This is a genomic window from Cutibacterium nasicola, from assembly GCF_052654715.2.
Window position 1 is genome coordinate 2,519,388 of record NZ_CP199745.2, and the last position, 24,576, is coordinate 2,543,963.

Sequence of the window (24,576 nt, forward strand, 5' to 3'; positions counted from 1 at the left end):
CTCGGATCGGTTCAGGATCACTGATCGGCTGGGTGGCCTTTGCCACTGCCTGCCGTCCATGTCTGCGACTCACTCCAAAAAGTATGGACCTCGTGGTCCCAACTACAAATCGAACAGAGAAGGAAGCTCGGACGCAAGAAGGGCAGGGAGAATCGTCGTGACGTCCCTCCGCCCCGGCGACGCTGTTGTCGTCGCACGTATCGGTGTGATGACGGCCTTAATCGCGCGACAGGATGATCGCGCTGTACGGTGGCAGGACAAGGGTCGCCGAGGCCGGGTGGCCGTCGTAATCGTCCTCGACGGCGTCGAACGACTCAGGTACGTCCACCCCACCGAACGCATCCGAGTACACCTTCGCGTCCGAGTTGAGCCTGGTCCCCCAGCGACCGGCGGCTGGCATCCCGATGGTGTATTCGCCCCAGGTCTTGGAATCCAGGTTGACCGCCACCACGACGTCGTCGCCGGCCCCGCCGTCAGCCCAGCGGTGGAAGGCGTAGACGTGGGTGTCCGGGTTGAGGTGCAGGGTGTCGACATGCTGGCCGGTGAGCCCCTTGGTGCGGCCCTCCTTGTTGAGACGCAGTCCGACGAGGTCGCTGTACATGCGGAAAATTCCCGTGAACTCGTCCTGTTGGTCCCAGTGCAGCGGGACGGTGTCGCGGAACCACTCGCCCTCCAGGAACTCCTGGCCCTGGAAGATCATCGGCAAGCCAGGTGAAGTGAGCACCAGGGCTGCCCCCAGGGTGGAGCGCTTCTGGGCGTAGTAACCGGTCGGGTCACCGTCGTCGACCTCCTGGGGCACCCGGGCCGAGCCATTGGCGACCTCGTCGTGGGACTCGGTGTAGATGACGCGGGAGAAGGCGTCACCGTAGGAGAACTCGACGGCATCGCGTACGGCGTCCATGTTGCGGGCCTCGTCGGAGGCGGCGATGACGGCGGCGCGGATCGGGTGGACGAAATGGTTGTCCCACTGGGCATGGAAGGCGGCGCCGTCGTCAGCGGTCGAGACGACCTTGGGCTCACCGTGCAGGTCCTCGGCGATGGTGATGGCGCGTGGGAAACGCTCGCGGATCTCGGTGTTGATCCAGTGGGTGAGGCTCCAGCCGTCGGGGATGTTCATCTCGTCGGCATCGACGCTGCGCATGTACGGGGTCATGTCGTAGCGCAGACCATCGGCGTGGAACTCCTCCAGCCACATCATGGCGTTGTCACGAATGAACTCACGCACCTCGCCGCGACCGTAGTCAGGACGAGTGTCGCCCCACGGCGTCGAGGACTTCCAGTCGTTGTAGAAGTAGATTCCGCCCTTGCCGTTCTCGCTCCAGCCGTCGAACTGCCACAGGTCGAGGTCCGAGGGGCCGAAGTGGTTGTAGACGACGTCGATGATGACGGCAAGCCCGTGCCGGTGGCACACCTTGACCAGGTCACGCAGTTTCTCCGGGCCACCGTAGGCGCTCTCGACGGCGAAGATGTGGGCGGGGTTGTAGCCCCAGGAGTAGTCGCCGGCAAACTCCATGAGTGGCATGAGTTCGATGGCGTTGACGCCCAGGTGGACGAGATGGTCGAGTTTCTCCTCGATGGTGTCCAGGGTGGCAGGTTTGTCGTCGTCGGGATCCTTGTCGAAGAAGGTGCCGACGTGCATCTCGTAGATGACCATCTCATTGAGGGTGGGGGCGGTGAAGTCGTCATCCTCCCAGTCATAGGCATCTGGATCGGTGATGATCGCGTTGCCGATCGAACTCGTCACATGGCGGGCGTAGGGGTCGATGCGGGAGATCACCTGGTCGCCGGTGATGAGGACGAAGCGGTACTCGTCGCCCACCGTGGCACCGGCCGCCTGGCCGTACCAGTAGCCGTTGTCCTCGCTGACGAGCTGGAACTTCGCTGAGCGAACCTTCTCGGCGTCGGCCTCATCTCCCGTGGGCTGGGCTGCCCAGTCGTCGAAGGTTCCGGTGACGGCGACGGCCTCGGCGTGCGGCGCCCACACCCGAAACGCGGCGCCACCGTCAATGAGCGAGACGCCCATACCCTTGGCACGGTCGGCGTAATCGGTGGGAATTGGATCGTTGGCATTCGGGCGAGAACCGCCGTTTGCTGCCGTCGTGTCGTCGGTCATCGTTCTCCTTGTCGTCGAAACAACCACGGTCAACGGTATCCGTCCGTGGTGTGAGAGGTGGTCCCATGGCGTGATCGGCGGTGACTACGGTGGGTCGCATGTACGACTCCGTTGAACACCTGCCCGCTGCTGATCATCCCGAGCTGCTGGCCGTGACGGTCGCCGGTCGGGCCGCCGAGCTGCCGTCGGCAGCCGTATTCAGCATCGATCCTGGGATTGCCGACACCGACGCCTTGTGCGAGGCCTTCGGCGAGGGTCCCGAGACGTGTGGCAACTGCGTCATCGTCAAGGGCAAGCGCGGTGCCGTCGAGAAGTACGTCGCCTGCCTCGCCCTCGCGACGACAAGGGTTGACGTCAACAAGGTGGTGCGTAAGAAGCTCGACGTTCGCAAGGCGTCATTCGCGCCCATGGACGAGGCCGTCAGTATGTCCGGGATGGAGTACGGCGGAATCACCCCGGTGGGTCTGCCCGCTGAATGGCCGATCTGGATCGACCGGCGCGTTGCCGAGGCCAAGGCCGTGTGCATTGGGTCGGGGCTGCGCAGCTCCAAGCTCATCGTCAGTGGGGCTGACCTGGTGTCCCTGCCCGGGGCCGAGGTCGTTGAGGGGCTGGCGAACTGAGGTCGCTCGCCGCGTGGGAGGGTGCTCTGGAGGCTCCTGATCCAGGAACTGTGTGGAGCGCATGGGTGAGTAGCCCGCTGTGTCAGAACTCCTTGAGGGTTGCTGTCGCAGTGACCGTGCCGTCGGGGCGACGCACCTGGGCCTGGCTGTCCGCGACACTGACCGTCAGGCGGGTCGGAGCGGTCACGCAAGCCCGGAACCGGTAGGAGAACTCCTTGCCGATGAAGTCCTCGTACCTGAGGGTCTGGGCCATGAGGAGGGCCTGCAGCGGCCCGTGGACGACCAGTCCGTCGTGGCCGTTGCGGCGGCAGAAGTCGCGGTCCCAGTGGATGCGGTACGGGTTGGCCGTCAGAGCCGAGAAGGTCACGAGCAGGGGCTCGGTGGCCAGGAAGCCGTCACCGTCGGTCTGGCCGGCGCCCTCAGGAGAGGGGTTGGGGGACTGGGCAGGCAGGAAGACGTAGTCCTGATCATCGACCAGGCATTCCTGGCCTTCCTGGGCCCAGGAGGATCTCATCGTCACGAAGTGGAGAGGGCCGCGACGACCCTGTTTGTCGGTGACTGAGGCGACTTCGGTGGTGCGAGTGGTCTCGCGGTTGAGGGTGAGCGGGGTCATGGTGCGCACCCGGCCACCGGCGAACATCCTCGTCATGCCCGGTTCCGGGGTGATCGGGGAGTCGATCGTGTACCCGTCCTCGTTGAGGTTGGCTGGGTCCACCAGGTCGAGGAGGAGTACCCAGTGCCAGCACGGCGGGACGACGTCGCCGGGGTCGGGGGAACCCAGCAGGGTTGCCAGACCACGCAGGTCGTCGGGCCGAAGTCGCGTCATTCGGCCAGCCCGTAGAGACGGTCGCCGGCGTCACCGAGGCCGGGGACGATGTAGCCGTGCTCGTTGAGGTGGTCGTCGACGCCCGCCACGACGAGGTGGCAGGGGACGTCAAGGTCGCTGACGAGCTTGCGGAAGTTCTCGATGCCTTCCGGGGCGGCCAGGATACACAGGCAGGTGATGTGGTCGGCGCCACGGCGCACCAGGAACTCGACGGTGCCGCCCAGGGAACCGCCGGTGGCGAGCATCGGGTCGAGGACGTAACACTGACGACCGGACAGGTCGTTGGGAAGACGCTCGGCGTAGGTCATCGGCTGGAGGGTCTCCTCGTCACGGGCCATGCCGACGAAGCCGACCTCGGCCGACGGGACGAGGCGCATCATACCCTCGAGCATTCCCAGGCCAGCGCGCAGGATCGGGACGACGAGCGGCTTGGGGCGAGCCAGGGCAACGCCCTCGGTGGTGGTGAGCGGGGTGGTGACGGTGGTCGGCTCGATGCGCACTTCGCGGGTGCCCTCGTAAGCCATGAGGGTGACGAGCTCCTCGACAAGTTGGCGGAAGACCGGGCTGGGGGTATCCACCGAGCGCAGCAGGGTCAGCTTGTGGGAGACGAGGGGATGATCCATGACATTGAGTTCCACGGGACCAACCCTCGCACATGAGGGGCAATTGGCGGCACTCGGTCACAGGATTCGGGGTGTGGGGAGTGGGTTCGACAACAGCCACGCCCCGAGACATCAGCGAAATCTGCCACAAAATCGCGATGATAACGTTGCCATGGTCTGATCCGGTCAATTCGTGGCAGATTTCGCCGATAACAGCCGGGACAACCCCCCTCGGCGGCGTTCCGAACCTTCCACCCACTGACAAGTTCATGCTCAAATCGACCCTGCGACTGTTTCCGCGGCCAGATGTCTGCAACGATGGAGGCGTTCGCCCCCCAAGGAGGTCGTCATGTCCCGGTTCAGCGATGACGAGTTCGTCCCCGACGACAACGTCAAGTCCTTCGACGCCGATGACGCCGATGACTACGACGATCTCGATGAGTACGACGAGTTGCCCGAGGACGACTACGACGACGAAGATGACGACGATTACGACGACGACCTCGAGGATGCCGGCGAGGACGAGATCGACTTCGTCGTAGCCCTCTACAACGATGATGGCGAGCGCATCGCAGTCCCCATGGAGCCGATGCTGGCCAACGACCTTGACGAGCTCATCACCCAGTTGCGTCGTCTTCCCGCCGATGCGGGGGCCGTTGGCATGGTTTCCATCGACCACCAGTTCTATGTCATCGTCCGGGTGCGCGGTCGTAACGTGCAGGTCTTCCTGTCCGACGCCACCCAGGCCAACGACTGGCCGATTGCTCGTGACGTCGCCGACTTCCTGGGCGAGGACATCCCCGACCCCGACGATGACCCCGAGACCATGGGCGACGGCGACATGCTTGCCGACGCTGGTCTGGGCGAGTTCGACATGGAGGCCTTCGCCGAGACTGATGAGGACTCCGACGAGATCGTGGCCGACATCGCTGCCCGGGTTCACTTCGGACCGCAGTTTGAGCGGGCCGCCAACACGTCGGTGCGCTGACCCGTGGTCGGCCCGATGCCGGGTTGGCGCGGGGCCATGGCCCGGGCCCTTGACGTGGCGCGCTGCGCGGCACAGTGGGGTGACGTCCCCATCGGCGCGATGATTCTCGGTCCTGATGGCAAGGTCCTCTCCGAGGCCGGTAACGAGCGCGAACTCACCGGTGACCCGACCGCCCATGCTGAGGTGCTCGCCATCCGACGTGCGGCCGAGGCCCGAGGCGGTTGGCGTCTTGACGACTGCACCCTCGTCGTCACCTTGGAACCGTGCACCATGTGCGCCGGAACGATCCTCGCGGCGAGGATCCCGAGGGTGGTCTTCGGGGCCTTCGATCCCAAGGCCGGGGCCGTCAGTTCCCTCTTCGACGTGATGCGCGATCCGCGGCTACCGCACCGGCCCGAAGTGGTCTCCGACGTCATGGCCGGGGAGTCGTCCGCCTTGTTGCGCGAGTTCTTCGGCAGCCATCGGGCCTGTACCGTGGACGGGTGACCAACACGCCAACGGAATCGACGCCGTCGGAATCCGGGGAGCGGACGCCGCCCGGAAAAGCCACGGCAACCGAGGAGAAACGGGTGCGCTTTCCGCGCGCTCACGCCTACATCCAGCGCCATGAGTTTCTCGCCTCGGTGACGAAGGTCATGAGTGGTACCGGCCTGGCCCAGTTGATTGCTGCCCTGGCCACCCTTTACGTCACCCACCACATCGACCCGTCCGACTGGGGAATTTACGGCGCCATCATGGCCGTCTCCCAGTTCGTCATCCCCGCCGCAGCCCTGCGTTACGAAATGGCCATCGTGCTGCCGCGGGACAACTCGGAGGCCAAGCGGGTGCTTCGGTTGGCGACGCGGATCAACGCCATCGTCTCGACGTTGGCGATGCTGTCGATGATCCCCCTGGGCGGGTACCTCAGTGGGCTGCTCGGCAAGCCGCAGGCCCGGTGGTGGCTGTTGGCGGTCGGCCCGATCGTCTTCGCCTACACCCAGGTCAACGTCGTCAACTACTGGGCGAATCGACGCAAACAGTTCGGCATCATCGGTACCAACGCGCTGTGGTGCCAGTCGACGACGGCAGTCGGACGTATCACCTCGTGTGCCGTCAATGCGGCCGCTTTCGGCCAAGTCGTCGCGACCTTCTTGGGCAAGTGCTTGGCCCTCAACAATTTTCGACGCCGCTTGGGCCCAGACTTGCGCAGCATCAAGGAATCCGACATGCCGATGCGTGCAGTGATGCGCAAGTATCGACAGTTACCGCTGTTGACGGCTCCGAACGCCATCGTCGACGCCATCCGGCAGCAGGGCGTCAACATGATCATCATGGTGAAGTTCTCGACGGCTGGTTACGGACGATTCAACATAGCCTGGACGCTGATGCAGATGCCGGCCTCGGTCATCAACCAGGCGTTGTCCCAGGTGTTCTTCCAGAAGCTGTCAGTCTCCGACGCCGGGAAGTTCTACCAGACCGTCAAGAAATCGGTGGTGAGGTCGTTCCTCATCGGCATCGTGCCTTTCGGATTGCTCTATGTGCTCATCCCGCCGGTGCTGCCGTGGTTGTTGGGCGCGAAGTTCCAGCAGTCGGCCGACATTGCGGTGGCTCTGGTGCCGTGGCTGTACGTCAACTTCGTCACGTCGCCGATCTCGAACATGTTCATCGTGACCCGCAACAACGGGATCGCCCTGGCCTTCGCGATCATCTACGCGGTTGTGCCGCTGACCTTTCTGAACCTCAGCGACCTTTCGATGGTCGGGACAATTTACCGCATGTCCTTCATCATGGCTGGGTTGTTGGTGTTCTACATCGGGCTGGCGCTCGTGGTCGCCAGGAGATTCGACAAGAAGAACATGAAGGTGGACCCGGCGGTCGAGACGGCCGAGGAGGCTGAGGTCAACAGTGAGGACGAGGACAGCCGCCCCTGACGCGCTCTGACATCTGATCGTCGTATCACCGCCATTCGAGTTTTGGCCAGAGGTGATGGATTCGTTATCCTTGTCCACGGTGACGTGTCTGAGCGGCCGAAAGTGCCCGCCTCGAAAGCGGGTGTAGCGAGAGCTACCGAGGGTTCAAATCCCTCCGTCACCGCCGAGAAGGTCCCGGGAACTGAGGAGTTCCCGGGACCTTGTGTCTGGTGGTGGGTTGGGGCACAGCCCGAAACACAGAGTGGTGTCCAGATCCACGACGGACGTCGTCCAGCTGGGATAATTACCTCGTGCAACCCTCTGACCTCGCCCTGTTCATCGGCGCCGTCGTCGTGTTGCTGGCCGCCTTCGCGGCCCGGATCGGCTCCCGTCTGGGATTGCCTGCTCTGTTGCTGTTCCTCTTGGTCGGCATGCTGCTCGGCCCCATCGGGTTCGGCATTGACTTCAACGACTTAGGCGCCGCACACGCCATCGGTTTCGCCGCCCTCGTGCTCATCCTTGCCGACGGCGGATTATCGACCAACTGGAAAGACATTCGACCGGCCCTGGGCCCTGCGGCCTTGTTGGCGACCGTCGGAGTCGGCGTTTCCGTCGGCGCCATGACTGTGCTGGGCCACTACGCGCTCGGCCTGCACTGGAGCGCCGCAGCCCTCCTCGGTGCGGTCACCGCCCCGACTGACTCTGCTGCGGTGTTCTCCGTGCTCCGCGATGCCTCCTTGCCTGACCGACTCAGATCGGTGCTCGAGGCTGAGTCCGGCCTCAACGACGCCCCGACCGTCCTCGTCGTCATCGCGCTGACCGGGGTCGCGACTGGGGAGTCGACGGCTGGTGTACTCCCCCTTCTTGGATCCATTGCCCTTGAGCTCACCGGTGGCATCTGCGCCGGTCTGGTCGTCGGCTGGGTGGCCGTCAGGATTGGGCGACGCATCAACCTGCCATCCGGAAACCTTTACGCCATCGCCGCGATGGCATGGGCCGTGACCGCCTACGGTGTCGGCGTGTGGATTGGCGTATCCGGATTCGCCGCGGTCTACGTCGCCTCCGTCATGATCGGCAATGGCGACCTGCCCTATCAGCACACCACCCGATCCTTCTCCGAGGGTATCGGCTGGATCTGCCAGATCGGCTTGTTCGTCATGCTCGGTCTGCTGGCCAACCCCGACCGTCTCACCTGGGCCTCCGTTGGCTCCGGTGTTGCTGCCGGCCTGTTGTTGACCTTCGTTGCCCGCCCCCTGGCAGTCCTTGCCTGTACGACATGGTTCGGGTTCCGTCGCAACGAGCGGTTCTTCCTGTCCTGGGCTGGCCTGCGCGGAGCCGTGCCGATCATTTTGGCGACGGTCCCAATGGCGTCCCACATGGAGCGTGCGGACAAGTTCTTCGACGTCATCCTGGTGCTCGTCGTCGTGTTCACCTGTATCCAGGGCCCGACCCTGCCGGGCGCGGCGAAGCTCCTCGGCGTCGTCGATCCACAGATGGCCAAGGACGTGACGATCGAGGTTGCGCCCCTCGACGAGATCGCTGCCGACCTCCTGCAGGCTGACGTTCCCGAGGGATCGAGACTGTCCGGGGTGACGGTCCGCGAGCTGCGGCTGCCGCGTAACTGCGTCGTCTCGCTCATCATCCGCGGCGACCGGTCCTTTGCTCCGCGCGCGGAGACCAAGCTCGAGCACGGTGATGAGCTGCTCATCGTCGTCCCCCAGGGGCAGCGACGGTACGTCGTCGAGAGGCTGACCGAGATTGGCCGGGGAGGCCGGTTGGCGCGCTGGCACGGGTTACGCATTCAGGCCGAATAACCACGCGGACGGCGTCGCTGGACAAGCTGACCAGAACCCACTGAGAAGGCCACGGATGCACATGGATCCGTGGCCTTGACAGGGTTGATGGTCAGGACTACTTTTCCCCCGGCGTCGCCAGCATCGATGGGGTCGGTGACGGTGACGGCAGGCACACTGGTCCACCAACCTTCACGAACTTCGGTGCATTCGTCTTGAAGTTCGGGTTGCGATCGCCGAGCACCACTTCAACCTCATGGTCGACGCGTTTGGGATCCGATTTCAGTACTGCTCCTGGGAAGTAGCCGGCAACCAACTTCACCTCGGGATCTTGGGCGTCGTGGCCGATGACCGTCACCTTCTTGACCGTGGGCTCACGGTTGGCCACCGAGTCAATGACGAACCCGACGTTGGCAAGCTGCTTCGACACGCTGCTCGCCAGCCCGCGGGTGTGGCCGGAATTGTACACCGAGACCGTGACGTCCTTCGTCGTCAATGTGCCCTTGACGTCCTGATTGACGCAGGGGGTGATCGGTGGCGGAGGGACGGGCGCGCTGACGGCCTTCCATCCAGCGCGGATGGCCACCGCGATGAGGACGACGAGGGCCAGCAGGGTGATCGGGGTGCCTGCCATCCTCAGATAGTGGCGACGTTCATCAGGAGTCATGACGGGGCATCAGTCTAGTTCGAGGACACGGGCATGGAGGGTTTGACGCTGCTGAAGGGCAGCACGAAGCGCGCGGTGCAGGCCGTCCTCAAGGTAGAGATCGCCGTGCCAGGCCACGACGTGGGCGAAGAGGTCCCCGTAGAAGGTGGAGTCGTCTTCGAGAAGGTTGGCCAGGTCAAGGTTGCTCTTCGTCGTGACGAGCTGATCCAGGCGCACCTGCACGGGTGCCAGTTGGGACCACTGCTTCTGCGTGTACCCGTGGTGAGGGTATGGGCGGGAGTCACCGACACGTTTGAAGATCACATGACGATCCTACAAGCTTCTCGACGGCGATCCCGGCAGACGTGCCCGGGGCATGTGACAAGCTGAGATGAAAGGGCATGTGGCTGCATGTCTGTGACATCGCCCTGGCTGAAGACTATGGAAGGACGGCAATGACTGGTTTCGACTTCGACAGCCCCACTGTCGAGTGGTTGCGTTCACGCGGCACGGCCAGGTGGGAAGACGTCGCTGAGGGGGTCATCCCGCTGTGGGTGGCCGAGATGGACTTCCGGGTTGCCCCACCCATTCAGCAGGCCATTGAGGACATGGTTGCCAAGCACGCCTACGGATATCCGCGTGACAACGGACTGCGGCACTCCTGGGCGGCATGGACCAAGAAGGCTCAGGGCCTGACGATCGATCCGCTCAAGGTGCGCTACCTGCGCAATGTCCTCTGTGGAGTCCAGCTGGCCATCCGTACCTACAGCGCTCCCGGAAGCCCCGTGATCGTCCCCTCCCCGGCATACATGCCGTTCTGGAAGCTGCCGGGGCTGGAAGGACGCGAGATCATCTCGGTGCCGATGGTCGACTCCGACCTGGGCTGGACCCTCGACCTTGACGGCATTGACGCGGCCTTCGCCAAGGGTGCCGGGTCGATCATCCTCTGCCAGCCCTACAACCCGCTGGGTCGCGTCTTCACCGCGGAGGAACTGCGCGGCCTGGCCGAGGTCGTCGAGCGTCGCCACGGGTTCGTCATCTCCGACGAGATTCATGGCCCCCTCGTCCCGGCCTGCGAGAAGCGTAAGGCCTCGGTGCCCTACGCCAGCGTCAGCGAGGGGGCGGCCGCTCACTCGGTGCTGGTGTCCTCGGCGTCGAAGTCGTTCAACATCCCCGGCCTCATGACGGCTTTCATCTCGTTCTTCACCGATGAGCAGGCCACGCTGTGGGATCAGAGGGTCGATCCGCTCGACGCCGAAGGGGCCACCACGGTCGGCATGGCTGCCAACAAGGCTGCCTTTGACTCCGGTCAGGAATGGTTGGACGCTGCCAACTGCTACATCCATGACAACGCGGTGTGGCTGTCGGAAACCTTGGCCGATCAGCTGCCGGGAGTGTCCTACCGGGTTCCTGAAGGCACCTACCTGGGCTGGCTCGACTTCTCCGCCTACGAGCTGCCGGCCTCGCCAGGGGAGTGGTTGTTGCGTCACGCCCGTGTCCGTCTCAATGACGGTCCGACCTTCGGACCCGGGGGCGAGGGGCACGCACGTATCAATGTCGCCACCCCGCGTTATCTGCTCGCAGAGGCCGTCGACCGGATGGTGACCGCGATCAACGATCGTTGACGTTCGACTGATGATCGTCAGATCATTGGCCTGGTGAGTCCTGATCCGCAAGTGAAGGGATGCCAACCCGATCCGGGCACGTACTCACTTCGAGACGCGCCCGGACGCATTGCACCAGTTGGCGCCTGCACTGTGAAAGGGTGACATGAAGAGTGCGTGTATGCGCGTACGTTCCAGCCCCTAGCGAGAGGTCGATACATGGACATCAGCGCCATGGATCCCAAGGACATCCCCGGACTGTTCGACGCCGAGGTCGTCGGGCCCGATGGTGAGAATGTCGGGACGATCCAGCAGATCTTTGCCGACGAGGTCACCGGTGCCGTGACCTTCGTGACCGTGCTTTCGGAGGGCCACGAGCACTTCATTCCGGTACGCGGCGCCGATTACTCCACGAGCCACGTCAGCGTGCCGTTCACCCGTGACATCATCGAGACCGCTCCTGAGGCGTCCGAGGAGGACGACCTCTCGCGTGACCGGGAGGCCGAGGTCTACGGCCACTACGGCATGGAGCCCGCTCGTCGCTCCGGTCTGGAGGTCGATGACAACGACATCGTCATTGCCCAGCCAGAACGTGGTGCCATCAGCGAGCCTGACATCGTTGATGCCGACGAGGAGGAGACCGTCGAGACCCAGCCCGTCGACGATGACGAGGTCAGCCAGGACACCACCGTCACTCCGGGCATCGTTCCGGCGGCTCCCCGTGACGAGGACTCCCCGGTTGCTGAGGGTGGCGAGGAGGACGACGAGAACCGTCCCGAGGTGCTCAGCGACGATCACTCCGATGACGAGATTCTCCCAGCCTCCGAGCCCGGCCCCGCTATGGGTCTGCCGGCTGGTGCCAAGCTGCGCCGCTACGTCGTCACTGATCTGGTGACGGTGCAGATCCCGGTGCGCCGCGAGGTGGTGTGTTGGGAGGATGCCGAGGGCAATGTCCATGAACTCGACAAGGTCGAGGCCCCGGAGGACGCCAAGAAGGCCGGGGTTCCCGGACAGGCCACCTGGTGGTTCAACGACGGTCCGGAGGCTCCAGTCGGCTGATTCCTGGGTCAGAGGTCCTTGGCCTGAGAAGTCGTGAACATGACGTCAGCCCCCGATCCGCAATGGATCGGGGGCTGACGCTGTACGAGGACGCCACATCCTCGACGTCTGGTGAACTCAGGAGACCTTCTCGTAGGTGACGTCGGCAACGCCAGCGCTGGGCGACGAGATCTGGTTGAAGGCAGCCGGAGTCAGGTCGAGGCAGCGACCGGAGACGTAGGGTCCACGGTCATTGATGCGCACGACGACGGAGCGTCCGTTCGTCTTGTTGGTCACCTTGAGGCGGGTGCCGAAGGAGTAGGTCTTGGAGGCGGCTGTCATGGCCGAGGAGCTGAAGGATTCGCCGGAGGCGGTCTGCGAATCGGTGTAGAAGGAGGCCCCGCAGCTTCCTGCGACGCCACTGGTGGAGACGTCGGCGGCGCTACGGCTCGAGTGCTCGGAGGAACGGGAGGTGCGCGCGGACTCCTCGGAGTGACGCTGCGTCGACTTCGGGGCGGTGGCGTCCTTCTGAGCTGCCTTCTCGGCTTCTGCGGCGCGCTTGTAGCTGGCCTTCGAGCGCAGCAGGCTCATGGTGACGGCGTCGGTGACTCCGGTCTGCTTGAGGGCGTTGGCCTTCTGGAACACCTTGACGGCGTTGGTGGTGGAGGGCCCGTACGGCAGTCCGACCCACGTGCTCGGGAAGTAGCTGAGGGTTGAAAGGTCGCGCTGAACAGCCTTGGTGCGGGCATTGTGGTCGCCGCGCTGGGCGAAGATGCCGACCGGGCGGGTGACCTTGGTGATGTAACGGGTGGCGACCCAGGAGGTCTTGCCGCGGTAATTGACGGGGGTCCAGCCCTGGACGTCCTTGCCAACGATGAGGAGACGGTCACCGGGGTGGACGAGACCGTGCCGCTTGTACTCGGTGCCGCGTCCGGAACGAACGTTGAGGTGGACGCGGGACTGCGCGAACTGGGTGGTGTACGGGGTGGCGCGCTTGGCCTGCTTGGCCGGCGCTTTCTTGGTCTGCTGGGTGGGAGCCTTCTCGGCATGGGCTCCAGGGGTGCCGGTGGGGGCGGCGTGAGCCTCCTCGGCGATGGTGCCCATGACGGCGAGTCCCGCCGCAGCGGTCAGAGCGACGGTGCGCTTGAGAGTCGTCCCGGCGGTGGTCGAGGTGTTGGTCATGTGATGTTCCTTCCGAGCGTTGCCGCAGGTTCAGAGGCTCGTTGAACTGTACGTGTTCCTGAGAGATTCTCAAAATCCGCTCAGTATAGGTGGACGGGTGTCACCTCGGGACGTGCCGTATGTGTACCCCAAACCTGCGGGACAAGCTGCGACGATAGTTGTGGTGGATGGGGGATAGTGTGGAAAGGCTGAGAAAATACTGAGGGTTCTGGATCTGGCAAGCCTCGCGCCGCTGAGGAAGCGACACAGGAGAGCTCGTGGACGTGACGAATCCATCGTCACACATACAACTTGGTGTCGAGAGTGTGGGGCTGGACGAGGAGCGGCGGAGTCGACTCGGTCGGTGTCGGGGCCTCGTAGGCTTAATGCCATGACGTGGAACCGCAACATTCCTGGCCTGCTGACCGACGACATTCGCCTCAGGGTTCCGTTGGACCACAACAACCCCGAGGACCTGCGCACCATCGAGATCTATGCGCGTCTGGTCGCCGCTGTTGACGGCACCGACAAGCCGTACCTGGTCTTTCTGCAAGGTGGCCCGGGGTGTGAGTCGCCGCGTCCCACCCTGCGCGACCCTGGATTTCCTGGTTGGCTGGCCCGTGCGTTGCAGGACTACCAGCTCGTGCTGCTCGACCAGCGCGGTACCGGGCTGTCCTCCCCGGTGAGTGAGCCGGTGGGGGATGCTGCCAGTCAGGCCGAGTACCTCACCCATCTGCGCGCAGACGAGATCGTCGAGGACTGCGAGGACGTTCGCCGCCACCTCGGCATCCAACAGTGGGCGGCCCTGGGGCAGTCCTTCGGCGGGTTCACCCTGCTGAGGTACCTGTCCACCTACCCGGATTCCTTGTCGGCGGGATATTTCACGGGTGGCCTGTCGGCGGTCGGACGTTCTGCCGACGAGGTCTACACAGCCTGTTACGACCAGCTGCGCACCAAGTCGCTGGAGTATTACAAGCGGTTCCCGGAGGACCGGGAGCGGTTCGCGGAGCTCATGGCGCTGGCCGAGAAGGCCGAGATCACCACCCCGAACGGTGACGTCGTGACGCCGTCGCGGTTGCGGTCGCTGGGGCATCTGTTGGGTGCCTCGGGTGGGGCCGAGAAGCTGCACTATCTGTTGGAATACCCGTACACCTCGCGGTCCTTCCGCCATGATCTGGCCGGGCTGCTGCCCTTTGACGGACGCAATCCGTTGTATGCTGTCATCCACGAGTCGTCCTATGCCGACGGTGTGGTCACCGGATGGTCGGCGGCGCGGATGCTGCCCGACGAGTTCACGGAGGATCCGACGCTGCTGACGGGAGAGCACGTCATGCCGGAGTGGTTTGACACCGACCAGGAGCTGCGGCCGTGGAACGAGGTTGCCAATCTCATTGCGAACCATCCGTGGCCGAAGCTGTATGACGCTGACGCCCTCCGGGCTGCCGGGGTGCCCTGTGCGGCGGCGGTGTACCACGATGATGCCTATGTGCCGCGCGAGTTCTCCTTGGAGACGGCGGCCCTGCTTCCACAGATGCATGCCTGGGTGACGACCGAGTACGAGCACAATGGGTCGAATGCCTCTGGTGGTGCGGTGCTTGACCGTCTCATCAAGCTTGCCAGGGGAGAGCTCGTCAGGTGAGGTTGCGGGGCGTGCGAGGTCCACGGGACGTCCTCACCTTCCCGATACCGTTGACTTCATGACTGGCCACTTCGCAGGGGACTCCCGCACGAACCGGGAGCGGATGCTCGCCGGGGATCTCTACATCGCCGACGATCCGGATAACTCCCGCATCGCCGACCGCGGAGCCAGGCTGGCCGACGCCTACCACCGGGCCTTCCTCAACGATCCGGGCAGTGCCAGCCCCCTGTTGGCCGAACTCCTCGGCGAACTCGGTGAGGATGCCGTCATCAAGCCGCCGCTGTACGTCGACTACGGTGAGAACATCCATGTCGGCGCGCGCAGCTTCGCCAACTACAACCTGACAGCCCTCGACGTCGCCGAGATTCGCATCGGCACCGACTGCCAGATCGGTCCGAACGTCCAGTTGCTGACCCCTACCCACCCGATCGACCCGGATCTGCGTCGGGACCGCCTGGAGGCGGCCAGGCCCATCACGATCGGCAACAATGTCTGGCTTGGCGGAGGCACGATCGTCTGCCCCGGTGTCACCATCGGTGAGGACAGCGTCATCGGAGCCGGAGCGGTCGTCACCAAGGACATCCCGGCCGGATCCATCGCCGTCGGCAATCCGGCGCGCGTCATCGGATCGGTCTATGACAGGAAAGGCGAATGACCATGAACGACATCCCGGATCTCCCGGTCAACTGGTGCGATCCTGACTCCGTCGGTGCCGAGCTCCCGGAGACCGACGACGTCGAGGCCGACCCGCAATCCGTGCAGATCCCGCCAGCTGAGTCCTTTGAGGTGTTGCGCCGGGCCAGCGAAGAGGAGCTGCGAGCCCAGGAGCGCGGTGAACAGATCGACCCACTCGAATCCGGACGAGCCGCGATCGCCATCGCCCTCACCCCGCTCTGTCAGCTCGAGGGCGCGATCATGCTCGGCGTGAGCCTGCTGGACGCCGTGCTCAAGCGGGTCGAGCAGGTTGACGATGCCGCTGTCGAGGTGTACCTGCCCGACTGGCTCTTCGACCACGAGGGGCTCACCTCCGACGAGGTCCCCGGCCTGCTGGTTGAGCGGGTTCGTCGTGACATGGCCGACCCCGTCGTCGTCTCCACCATGGGGGAGGAGGCCGTTGAGCAGCTGCGCAGTGGCCTGTCGGCGATCCTGGCGGCTCAGCAGCAGGATGCCGCCGAGTTTTCCCGGTACGTCAACCCGGACGTCGACCCCGAGTGGATCATTGATGGTTGTCAGGAGATCTGCGTCGCCCTGGCCGCCCACGCCGCGACCATCGGCTGGCAGCGTCCCGAGGTTGACGTCTCCAACGTCTTCGCCACCCTCGACATGGCTGACGGTCCCGATCGCGTTCGTACCTTGCTGAGGCAAGCTCGCCAATGATCGGTGACTGATCGGGCCGTGAAGTTCTTGAGAGCTCTTGACGATCATCACCCAGAACATCGGCGATCGGCACCGGGAGGTTACCGGGTGCGACCAGGGTGCCGATCTCGTCGTTCACGACGGCCTGGCTGAGACGTTGATAATCCAGTGACTGTCAAGGTAGTCGTCCGATCCCGGGACTTGAAAAGGACAGTCGTTACTGCGAGAGGTTCCCTTCACTGCAATGGGTGTACACCTGTCGGAATGAAGGCTGCCCGATCGTTTCGGATCCGTGAGGTGTCGCCGTAGCTCGCCCAGAACGTGCTGGGGCTCGGGATCGCTGCAGCACTCGTCTGCGGCGAAGATGTGGTCGGTTTCGTCAGTGATGTGACAGCCGTCGCGGAAGAATGAACGGCACCACAACCACTCAGCGCTGACAGAGCGACAAGTGCTGCGGGAACAACGCGCAACGAGAGATCCGGATGATGCATGACCTTCTTCTCCTCGGATTCGTCACGTGGTGACACGTGGTGGCGTTGCGTCGAGAATCGTGTCGAGACCACGGAGCTCCACGTTCATCGGTGCATGTGGATACCCGGGATCTGCTCGTCGTCCTCGCCATTACCACTCTGTTCCTGTTCGGTATCGTTTGTGGCGGAGATGTCACAGACTTCGTACCACCCTCATCGCCGAATGGAGAACGATCATGGCTCCGAAGAATTTCCTGAATAATCTCCTGTGGCGGCTTGTCATGCTCAAGAAAGAGAATCGGGAGCGCATGGACACGTTGCGACGATACGTCGACCTCGCCGTCGAGAAGATGACGTTCGAGGAGAACGGTGACCACGAGTATGACGTGGTCATGGCGCAACAACTTCTTGTCTGTGCTGAATACTGTCATTTTGTCCTACCCAAGGACGATTTCGAGCTTTTCCAGATCCGTATGGGAATTCCCATGAACGGAGTTCTCATACACCTGGTACAGGACGATAAGGGGATTCATGTTTGCTGCCGTGACGACAGCAATTCTGAGGTAGTTTTGAACCTCTCGCCTCTCGATAGGGAGGGTGTGGCAATGGCGGCCATTCTCTTTGAGGTGGAGAGAATCTTGCGTGAGGAGGCTCAGGTGAGTAGGGATGATGTCCAGTGAGGGCCCCAAGACTCACCCCCGCGTAGGCGGGGAAGACGAGATAGGCCCCAATAGTCCCAAACTGGATCGCGCCTCACCCCCGCGTAGGCGGGGAAGACGAAGAGGTGCTGGCCGGGCGGGTAGTCATGGCCTGGAACGCCCCCCTTGATCGGGGACGTATCGAAGCCGAGTATGCGCACGCCCAGCTGGCCGCTCCGGCATTGCCGTGGTGCTGCCTGATACGTGTAGAGGCGTCTGTGCTGGGGTGCCGGTGGCGGCATGATGATAGGTGTGCGGCGAAGAGGAGACACGCCATGACTGATTTAATGCTGCTGCTGTTGCCTACAGATGGGCTGCCATCCCCCCACCCCGAGGCTCCCCCTGGCGTGGACCATGTTGCGACACTGCCTTATGTGGCCGCCTTCGCGGTGCTTGCCGTAGGTCTGGTGGTGGCTGTCGTGGGCGGTCTGGGAGCGGTTGCTGTGAGCTTGCTCAGGTGAGGTAGGCGAGGATGAAGCCGACGATGATGGTGACGACGGCGGGGAAAAGCCAGACAAGGGGATTCTTCTGTTCCATGCCGTAGTCGTCGTGGTTTTTGCGCCAGTAACAGAAGCAGATTGCGACTATCAGCACCCAGGCTATCCCGCCGCCGATGATGAGTTTTGAGATGGCAGAGATGAGGATGGTCACGGGGGTCCGGCCCCGGGGGTGTGTGCTGGGCCGGCCGACAGGTTCAGCACACGGGGCATGTTATGAGGCGAAGGTCTGGCGTTTTGGGCGGCCTGTTTTGGGATGGCGTGTTCGGGCCCACTGTTCGGCTGCGGCTTTGGGAAACAGGAGGCCCTGTGCGGTTTCGATGACAAGTGCGGGGAAGCCAGCGGTGCCGTCGCGCTGGGGGATACGCTGACGCGACAGTCCTGCGGCTTCAGCGATTTCGGTGTATCCGACGACGGGCGGGAACAGTGGCCGGTCGAGGTCTGTGAATAATTCGTCTTCCGGGCGGGTTTCAACGCCGGTGACGGTGACATTGCCGCACGCGTCGATGACGGCTGTGTGGGCAGTCTCGATGGCGTGGACCGACGAGTCAGCCTCGACGAACACCGACAGTGATCCGGTGTGTTCATCCTGCTGGCTCAGCGAGGCGACCGGGGATAAATGATCGAGGGCTTCCAGTGCGTCGAGCATCATGTCTTCGCTGACTGTGCGAAGTGATAACCGAACCTGCCACATCATGTTCTCCTTTCGTGTCGATATATCTCAGGGAGGGGGTCAAGGGGGGCTGGGGTTCCAGCCCCCTGTTGGACTGTTAGACGGTGAATCCCGAGCGCCTCAGTTCAGAAAGCATGTTGGCCCATGCTCTGCGATCTGATGGGGTCTTGTGGATCATGACCGCTGATCGTGACGTATCCGGCGGGTAGATCATCCATCCTTTGCGCCGGGTCTCAATGCAGGGGCACCTTGCTCAGATTCCAGTTGCTTGAACAGTTTCTTGAGCGACTTTTGGTACTCGTTTCCCACGTCCTCACCTCCTCTGTTGAGGTGTGTAACCACCACAACACAAAACCCTTCCCCGTGACAATGGTTTGGTAGTTGTGGGTCCCTTCGTCGCCGGTGTCATGATCGCCTTGCCTGGGGGCGCCTCGGGCTAGATGGTGAGGGCCTGCCGCGCACTTGTCCTCTGCTGTATCTGTCCTACGCCGGCTCCACGAGACCGGGGGACACGTGTGATTGACCACGCTCTGACCTGGAACCTGGCACAGTGATTGAGGTGGAAGAGCAAGAGGCCCCTTGCTCGTTGGGGGCTGTCGTGAAACGTCTTTTAGGGATGCGGTCTACTGCACGCACTGCGCTTGTGGCTATCTCTGTGCTGGGGACAATTCCCGTTGTAGCTGCACCGCCGGCTTCAGCCTCAGCCCCGGTGCCTTGGTGCAACGGCAAATCTCAAAACACTGTGGTGAAGAACTATTACAGAGGAAACTCGTCGCGAACGTTGCGCTGCGGTACGAGTAGGTGGGGGTTTCATCACATCACCCATTGGTGGAGTAGTTCGTTTGACGCGCGAGTCGCTCTGACTATTTCTCGGGGCGAAAGCGTGAAGGACCTGCGGCAGGACGGTGGAATTCAGATCTTCGCACTGTTCGACAGCCGGTGTAAAGAGAAGTTTCGCGTTATCTACAACGGCGGTCCGCTGCATGGGACGGGCGTTAGACCCCAGGGAGTTATTACGGCTTACGCGGTTTCTGGGAACGTTGCGACGATGTCTGCTCCAAGCCTTATGAAAGCTTCATATCGCACTAATTGCCCCGTGAACCAGAATATCTAACTTATGGATCTATCGGTAGTTTTAACGGATCTCAACACTTTGCTTGAAGCGCTGACCAGTTTCGATGGGCTTGTGATTGTGCGGACGCTGGAGTGGCCCAACACCGAGACGCTCAAGATTCAGTATGAGACGCTGCGGAGTAAACGTTTAGAGACACTCTGTCTAAGTCTCCCTGAAGCTCGCGGAAGTGTGGACGCGATGCGCAGCTATCTGCCGACAATTGCGGCAAGTGTGATCGAATATCGCGACTTGGGTAATTCGGCATTCCACGGTCAACTGCTGTACTTGGTGAAAGGAGGGTGACGCACGTCGAAGTGAACGCACGATTTCGAAAGTGAATTCGTGACTAATTAACAGTGTACTTATCCCCCGGTAACCCGAAACCTGCATACAGTTTCAACTAACAGGTAGAGCGATCGATCGGCGGGCGACATGGCGGCATTCGTTGAAAACTCCATTATCGTTGAGGCATCTCTTCCGTTCGTGTGGAGGGTGGCGAACGACGTCGAACGCTGGCCGCAACTGTTCACCGAGTACGAATCAGTCGAGGTACTTGAGCGGGATGCCGTCGGGGTTACCTTTCGACTGACGACCGTCCCGAACGAGTCTGGCGAGCGCTACTCATGGGTGTCGCGGCGAGAGAGTCCGACATAGCCTCGAACTCGGTCAGAGCCCGCCGAATCAGCGAGGATGGCCCCTTTGATCAGATGGTGTTGCTGTGGCGCTATGAATCCTTGGATTTTGACCGCACGATCATGACGTGGCGCCAAGACTTTGTTGTGAGTCCCGAGGCTCCGTTCAGCGAACTGGATGCAGTGGCCTTCCTGAATCAGGGGACTCGTGAGCAGATGCGAAGCGTGGCGCAAGGTATCGAACAGCTGCGTCGCGAGCCCATCAACTGGGACCAAGGACACAAGTCGCCTGTCTTTGGCGACTGCCTGACCATGCTCATTACCCCACCCAGCCGGGGCAGTTCCACCTCCGCGAGTGGTCTGCTGAGGCTGGATCCGGGACAGGGCATCCCGCGGCACAAGCACGACTTCTCCGAAGAGCACCTGCTGGTGACGTCGGGAACAGCGACCATCACGTTGGGTGAGGAGAGTTTCGAGGTGGGGGAGGGCGCGGGCGTGCTCGTGCCCAGGGGAGTTGCGCACGCAGTGATGGCGACTGATGAGACGTGCCACTTGGCCTTGTTCATGGCGCCGTTGGCGCCTCGCCCAGATCTCGGTCACGAGGTTCTTTGAGATGGTCAGGCTACTGGGTGTCGAGGTGGCCGTGATTGACCTCAGTCAGTCGGTGCCAGCTGCTGAGAACGACCCGGGGTTCCGCGGACGAGAGAACTGGCTCCCGGAGAAGGGGCCCGAGCAACTAGAGAAGAACTACTTCAACAGTCCGCTGGTTCCGGAAGAGGTGAGGCTCCGGGGACGCGAGTCCCCTTGGAGCATCTCGCGAGATGCCTTTCCCGATGGGCGTTTCCTGACTAATGAGTGGTTCACCATCAGCACCCACTTTGGGACCCACGTGGACGCTCCCTTTCACTACGGCTCGGCGAACGGCACTCAAGTCGCCGACCTTCCGCTGGAAGGCCTGATGGGACCAGCGGTTGTGTTGCGGCCCCGCGCGGACGATGATCGCATCACGGCGGGGGCTATGGCGGCTGCCGTGTGTTCTCATGGCGACGGCCTGCCACGGATCGCGCTCATCGAGACCGATCCGCGACATGCGCCAGATGAAGGCCCCGGGTACTTCACCGAGCATGCTGGCCTCACCCGAGGCGCGCTCCAGGTCCTACTCGACGCAGGTGTCGAAGTCATCGGGACAGATGGTGCCAGCCTCGACCGGCCCAGCGCCGTGATGATTCGTGAGTTTCTTGCCACCGGAGATCGCTCCGTCATGTGGCCCTGCCACTTGGCCGGACGTGAACATCCCTTCCAACAGGTTGAGCGCTTGGCCAATCTCGACCAGCTGCCCTCGGGGCAGCCCTTCACTTTTCTGGCGCTTCCGATCAAGTTGAACGCGTCGGGCGCCGTCTGGTGCAGGGCAGTCGCGCTCGTCTCTCAAGGCGTTTTGGGGACGGCGACACCATGACCACCGGCTTGCTGATCTCCCTGAACCGGGCGCGGCGGCCGAGTCCCGTTGTGCCAGTTGGCGTCGGTTACCTGCAGCAGGCATTGGAAGAAAACGGCCATCCCACTCAGCTGTTGGACTTGTGCTTCGTTGAAGACGGTTTGATCACGGATCGCGTCCTGGAAGCTGCCCGCTCGCGCCAGCCGCAGCTGATTGGAATATCGATACGAAACGTCGACAATGAGACCCTGCTTCGATATAACTCGATGCTTGACCTCGCTCGGCACGTGGCCGACACACTGCGGTGCGAGTGCCCCAACGCGGTAATCGTCCTAGGAGGCGCAGCCTTCTCCCTCCTTTCGCAAGAGTTCATGAACTCTGTAAGCAGCGCCGATCTTGGCATCACAGGCGAAGGAGAGCAGAGCATCGTCGACATAGCCGAGATGCTAGAGGCCGGGAAGACACGAGAACAGGTCATCGCCGGCACGATCGTGAGCCAGGGGCGAAGGCACTTCGAGGGGCGCGCCGCGGCAGCACACGTGCCAACCTGTTTCTCTCCTGACCCGCAGTATTTCGCTCGCCGCGAGATTCACCCAGGCTACGGCGTTCAAACCAAGCGCGGCTGCCCCCTGCACTGTGTGTACTGCGGCGTGCCTGATGTCGAGGGGAATCGCTTTCGGCTGCGGGATCCGCGAGCAGTGGTGGACGAGATCGCACTCATCCACGATCGCCTTGGCGTGGACAGGATCTTCTTTACCGACAGCGTGTTCAACATTCCCCGGACTCACGCGATGAGCATCTGTCGAGAGCTCATCGCTCGGGAAATGGCAATCGACTGGATGGCATATGGGTACCCCGTAGGTCTCGGTGATGTTGAGGCCAACCTGATGCGGAAGTCGGGTTGCAGCATCCTCAACTTCGGATCGGATGCTGGCACTGACGGAATGCTGAGAAATATGGGAAAGATCTTTTCGCCCGAGCAGATTGTTAGCAGTTCTCTTGCGGTTCGCAGAGCTGGGATCCATGTCATTCAATCACTGCTTTTGGGCGGGCCTGGAGAAACGGTGAATTCTGTGCGTGAGACTCTCGATGTAATGGCGAGAGCTGAGCCAAATGTGTTAACTATCGCGTTTGGGATCCGGCTCTACCCGAAGACACCTCTGTGGCGGAATCTGATTCTTGATTATCCAGAATTGAAGCCGAATGACGATGAGGTTCTGCGTCCGATATTTTCGCTATCGAAGGCCTTGGGCCGTCAAGAGTGCGCTGACATCGCCGATCTAATTGAGAAATTTATAAGACAGTATCCGGAGATTCAAGTAAAGCCGACGTTCGCTCTGGATAGCCTGCGTAATTCGGGTGCGTCAGTGCCTGACAATGCCGTCTTGGTGAGGAATTAATAATGATTGACCTGGTCCATCTTCCCTACCCCTCGCGCGACAAGCGCCCCGTCATCTGCTATCCAATGCCGACCGACAAGCTGGTCGATCAGGAGCAGAGTCTGACTGACATGGGGCTGGATTCCAGCGCCACGAACCTGAGGCCTCGCGCAATGTACATCCACATCCCCTTCTGTGAGCACCTGTGTGGCTTCTGCCCGTTTGTGAAGTACTCGGCAGACGAGGGCCGTATCGAGTCCTACGTCCAGGACCTTGTACGTGAGATCAAGTTCTACGGGGACACCGAGATGCTGCGCTCCGGCGGGGAAGTTGGGTCCATCTACTTCGGCGGCGGTACGGGAAGCATCCTCACTCCTCGCCAAGTAGACCTTGCGTTGGACGCCGTGCGCACTCACCATCGCACAGCCTCGGACATCGAGATCACGCTCGAGTCGAGCCCGATTACGGTGGACTCGGACAAGCTGAAAGCGGTGGCTCAATCCGGTGTCAATCGGATCAGTTTCGGCGTTCAGACGCTTGACGCCGACTTGAGCCGGGACATTGACGTGGCGCAGGACGCGACCAAGTCCATCGCTGCCATTCAAGATGCGCAGCGCGCTGGCATTGACAACGTCAGCATCGATCTGATGTACAACCTGCCTGGTCAGAGCGACGAAGTCCTGCGCGAGGACGTTCGCCGGAGTTCGGAACTCGGCGTCGGGCAGGTGACCTTATTCCCGTTGGCCGTTGTCCCGGGTACCAAGCTCTCTCGCGATATCAACGCGGGGTTGCTATCCACTGTGGGGTCCACACGGCGTGAAGTCGAGCTCGCACTAGTTGCCAAAGAAGCTCTTGAGAACGCCGGCTACTACCAGCGCTCGGTCCCAGACTTCGCCCGACCCGGCAATCGTTACCGGCATTCCGAGATCCATTTCCAAGAGCTCGGCGATCTAATCGGGCTGGGAGCGGGCGCTGTTGGCTCCATCAACGGGTACGTGTACGTAAATGTGGCTGAGCTGAAGCGTTACGCGTCGCTGGCTGGCCAAGGACCTGCTTGCAACACCGGAGTCCGTGCCAGCCAAGACGAGCGACTACGTGGCGCGTTGGTGATGGGACTGCGGCTGCTTCGTACGAAGAACGATCTGTTCCGGGCCGAGGACGAAGCCGGCCGCAACCCCCGCGAGGTGTTTCCCGAGATCCTGGAGGATCTGGAGGAGCGTGGACTCATCGAATCGGACGACGACGAAGTCAGACTCACTGAGACAGGAGCCATGTTCGGGTATGACGTCGCCAAGGAGTTCTATTCGGAAGAGATCCGAGAGCAAGGTCAGCGTCTCGCTGAGCGCCTGTCCCGCTTGAAGGACGTCGAATCTCCCCTGCGCCCCGAGCACCCCTGACGGGGC

The 24,576-nt window shown here is 62.5% G+C and carries 26 protein-coding genes and 1 tRNA gene; 19 read left to right on the forward strand and 8 right to left on the reverse strand.

Going from position 1 to position 24,576, the window contains the following annotated elements:
• Positions 1–217: 217 nt before the first annotated feature.
• Positions 218–2,113 (reverse strand): alpha-amylase family glycosyl hydrolase, encoded by a 1,896-nt coding sequence (locus ACUCCZ_RS11740; protein ID WP_435917517.1) that lies wholly within the window; start codon positions 2,111–2,113, stop codon positions 218–220.
• 98 nt (positions 2,114–2,211) lie between these two features.
• Here ACUCCZ_RS11740 and ACUCCZ_RS11745 point away from each other — a divergent pair, with 98 nt between their 5' ends.
• Complete coding sequence (locus ACUCCZ_RS11745) at positions 2,212–2,733, forward strand: YbaK/EbsC family protein (protein WP_435917516.1); 522 nt, start codon at positions 2,212–2,214, stop codon at positions 2,731–2,733.
• An 82-nt stretch (positions 2,734–2,815) separates the two neighbouring features.
• Here the strand turns inward: ACUCCZ_RS11745 and ACUCCZ_RS11750 are convergent, their stop codons facing one another.
• Both ACUCCZ_RS11750 and upp read right to left on the reverse strand, forming a co-directional pair.
• A complete protein-coding gene (locus ACUCCZ_RS11750) occupies positions 2,816–3,559 on the reverse strand; it encodes an HTD2 family dehydratase (RefSeq protein WP_435917515.1) in 744 nt (247 codons plus the stop codon).
• Positions 3,556–4,182 carry a uracil phosphoribosyltransferase gene (gene upp, locus ACUCCZ_RS11755; protein ID WP_435917694.1) on the reverse strand — a complete coding sequence of 209 codons (627 nt, stop codon included), beginning with the start codon at positions 4,180–4,182 and terminating at the stop codon, positions 3,556–3,558. Before upp ends, ACUCCZ_RS11750 begins: the two co-directional genes overlap by 4 nt.
• A gap of 328 nt (positions 4,183–4,510) precedes the next feature.
• Here upp and ACUCCZ_RS11760 point away from each other — a divergent pair, with 328 nt between their 5' ends.
• The 5 genes from ACUCCZ_RS11760 (at position 4,511) to ACUCCZ_RS11780 (ending at position 8,852) form a co-directional block, all read left to right on the forward strand.
• Positions 4,511–5,149 carry a tRNA adenosine deaminase-associated protein gene (locus ACUCCZ_RS11760; protein WP_435917514.1) on the forward strand — a complete coding sequence of 213 codons (639 nt, stop codon included), beginning with the start codon at positions 4,511–4,513 and terminating at the stop codon, positions 5,147–5,149.
• Between the two features lie 36 nt (positions 5,150–5,185).
• A complete protein-coding gene (locus ACUCCZ_RS11765; RefSeq protein ID WP_435917693.1) occupies positions 5,186–5,635 on the forward strand; it encodes a nucleoside deaminase in 450 nt (149 codons plus the stop codon).
• A complete protein-coding gene (locus tag ACUCCZ_RS11770; RefSeq protein ID WP_435917513.1) occupies positions 5,632–7,059 on the forward strand; it encodes a lipopolysaccharide biosynthesis protein in 1,428 nt (475 codons plus the stop codon). Before ACUCCZ_RS11765 ends, ACUCCZ_RS11770 begins: the two co-directional genes overlap by 4 nt.
• Positions 7,060–7,137: 78 nt before the next feature.
• Positions 7,138–7,222: transfer RNA gene (locus tag ACUCCZ_RS11775), tRNA-Ser, on the forward strand.
• A gap of 127 nt (positions 7,223–7,349) precedes the next feature.
• On the forward strand, positions 7,350–8,852 hold the full coding sequence (locus ACUCCZ_RS11780) for a potassium/proton antiporter (protein WP_435917512.1): 1,503 nt from the start codon (positions 7,350–7,352) through the stop codon (positions 8,850–8,852).
• A 97-nt stretch (positions 8,853–8,949) separates the two neighbouring features.
• Here the strand turns inward: ACUCCZ_RS11780 and ACUCCZ_RS11785 are convergent, their stop codons facing one another.
• Both ACUCCZ_RS11785 and ACUCCZ_RS11790 read right to left on the reverse strand, forming a co-directional pair.
• The gene (locus ACUCCZ_RS11785) at positions 8,950–9,498 is read right to left on the reverse strand and encodes a LytR C-terminal domain-containing protein (RefSeq protein ID WP_435917511.1); all 549 of its coding nucleotides are present in this window, start codon (positions 9,496–9,498) and stop codon (positions 8,950–8,952) included.
• Positions 9,499–9,507: 9 nt separating this feature from the next.
• Positions 9,508–9,801, reverse strand: a complete 294-nt coding sequence (locus tag ACUCCZ_RS11790) for a type II toxin-antitoxin system VapB family antitoxin (protein ID WP_435917510.1) — start codon at positions 9,799–9,801, stop codon at positions 9,508–9,510.
• A 131-nt stretch (positions 9,802–9,932) separates the two neighbouring features.
• Between ACUCCZ_RS11790 and ACUCCZ_RS11795 the strand changes: the two genes are divergently transcribed.
• On the forward strand, positions 9,933–11,102 hold the full coding sequence (locus tag ACUCCZ_RS11795; protein WP_435917509.1) for a MalY/PatB family protein: 1,170 nt from the start codon (positions 9,933–9,935) through the stop codon (positions 11,100–11,102).
• Between the two features lie 198 nt (positions 11,103–11,300).
• Complete coding sequence (locus tag ACUCCZ_RS11800) at positions 11,301–12,140, forward strand: prolipoprotein diacylglyceryl transferase (RefSeq protein WP_435917508.1); 840 nt, start codon at positions 11,301–11,303, stop codon at positions 12,138–12,140.
• Positions 12,141–12,257: 117 nt separating this feature from the next.
• On the opposite strand, the gene ACUCCZ_RS11805 is transcribed toward ACUCCZ_RS11800, so the two are convergent.
• On the reverse strand, positions 12,258–13,301 hold the full coding sequence (locus ACUCCZ_RS11805) for a septal ring lytic transglycosylase RlpA family protein (protein WP_435917507.1): 1,044 nt from the start codon (positions 13,299–13,301) through the stop codon (positions 12,258–12,260).
• A 370-nt stretch (positions 13,302–13,671) separates the two neighbouring features.
• Between ACUCCZ_RS11805 and ACUCCZ_RS11810 the strand changes: the two genes are divergently transcribed.
• The 5 genes from ACUCCZ_RS11810 (at position 13,672) to ACUCCZ_RS11830 (ending at position 17,904) form a co-directional block, all read left to right on the forward strand.
• The gene (locus tag ACUCCZ_RS11810) at positions 13,672–14,919 is read left to right on the forward strand and encodes an alpha/beta fold hydrolase (RefSeq protein ID WP_435917506.1); all 1,248 of its coding nucleotides are present in this window, start codon (positions 13,672–13,674) and stop codon (positions 14,917–14,919) included.
• Positions 14,920–14,977: 58 nt separating this feature from the next.
• Positions 14,978–15,574 carry a sugar O-acetyltransferase gene (locus ACUCCZ_RS11815; protein WP_435917505.1) on the forward strand — a complete coding sequence of 199 codons (597 nt, stop codon included), beginning with the start codon at positions 14,978–14,980 and terminating at the stop codon, positions 15,572–15,574.
• Complete coding sequence (locus ACUCCZ_RS11820) at positions 15,571–16,296, forward strand: hypothetical protein (protein ID WP_435917504.1); 726 nt, start codon at positions 15,571–15,573, stop codon at positions 16,294–16,296. Before ACUCCZ_RS11815 ends, ACUCCZ_RS11820 begins: the two co-directional genes overlap by 4 nt.
• 685 nt (positions 16,297–16,981) lie before the next feature.
• The gene (locus tag ACUCCZ_RS11825; protein WP_435917503.1) at positions 16,982–17,425 is read left to right on the forward strand and encodes a hypothetical protein; all 444 of its coding nucleotides are present in this window, start codon (positions 16,982–16,984) and stop codon (positions 17,423–17,425) included.
• Positions 17,426–17,718: 293 nt separating this feature from the next.
• Entirely contained in the window at positions 17,719–17,904 is a 186-nt protein-coding gene (locus ACUCCZ_RS11830; protein ID WP_435917502.1) for a hypothetical protein, read from the forward strand.
• Here ACUCCZ_RS11830 and ACUCCZ_RS11835 read toward each other — a convergent pair.
• Positions 17,897–18,094 carry a hypothetical protein gene (locus ACUCCZ_RS11835; protein WP_435917501.1) on the reverse strand — a complete coding sequence of 66 codons (198 nt, stop codon included), beginning with the start codon at positions 18,092–18,094 and terminating at the stop codon, positions 17,897–17,899. The two genes, ACUCCZ_RS11830 and ACUCCZ_RS11835, sit on opposite strands and share 8 nt — an antisense overlap.
• Before the next feature lie 60 nt (positions 18,095–18,154).
• Positions 18,155–18,637 (reverse strand): hypothetical protein, encoded by a 483-nt coding sequence (locus ACUCCZ_RS11840; protein WP_435917500.1) that lies wholly within the window; start codon positions 18,635–18,637, stop codon positions 18,155–18,157.
• A gap of 1,093 nt (positions 18,638–19,730) precedes the next feature.
• Here ACUCCZ_RS11840 and ACUCCZ_RS11845 point away from each other — a divergent pair.
• The 6 genes from ACUCCZ_RS11845 to hemW all read left to right on the forward strand — a co-directional run bounded on the left by ACUCCZ_RS11845 (position 19,731) and on the right by hemW (position 24,570).
• On the forward strand, positions 19,731–20,030 hold the full coding sequence (locus ACUCCZ_RS11845; protein WP_435917499.1) for a hypothetical protein: 300 nt from the start codon (positions 19,731–19,733) through the stop codon (positions 20,028–20,030).
• Between the two features lie 129 nt (positions 20,031–20,159).
• Positions 20,160–20,381 carry an SRPBCC family protein gene (locus ACUCCZ_RS11850; RefSeq protein WP_435917498.1) on the forward strand — a complete coding sequence of 74 codons (222 nt, stop codon included), beginning with the start codon at positions 20,160–20,162 and terminating at the stop codon, positions 20,379–20,381.
• 53 nt (positions 20,382–20,434) lie between these two features.
• Positions 20,435–20,971 (forward strand): cupin domain-containing protein, encoded by a 537-nt coding sequence (locus ACUCCZ_RS11855; protein ID WP_435917497.1) that lies wholly within the window; start codon positions 20,435–20,437, stop codon positions 20,969–20,971.
• A 31-nt stretch (positions 20,972–21,002) separates the two neighbouring features.
• A complete protein-coding gene (locus tag ACUCCZ_RS11860) occupies positions 21,003–21,815 on the forward strand; it encodes a cyclase family protein (RefSeq protein WP_462981541.1) in 813 nt (270 codons plus the stop codon).
• Complete coding sequence (locus ACUCCZ_RS11865; RefSeq protein WP_435917495.1) at positions 21,812–23,194, forward strand: B12-binding domain-containing radical SAM protein; 1,383 nt, start codon at positions 21,812–21,814, stop codon at positions 23,192–23,194. The genes ACUCCZ_RS11860 and ACUCCZ_RS11865 overlap by 4 nt, the downstream gene beginning before the upstream one ends.
• 2 nt (positions 23,195–23,196) lie before the next feature.
• Complete coding sequence (gene hemW, locus ACUCCZ_RS11870) at positions 23,197–24,570, forward strand: radical SAM family heme chaperone HemW (protein ID WP_316087843.1); 1,374 nt, start codon at positions 23,197–23,199, stop codon at positions 24,568–24,570.
• The last annotated feature ends 6 nt before the right edge of the window (positions 24,571–24,576 follow it).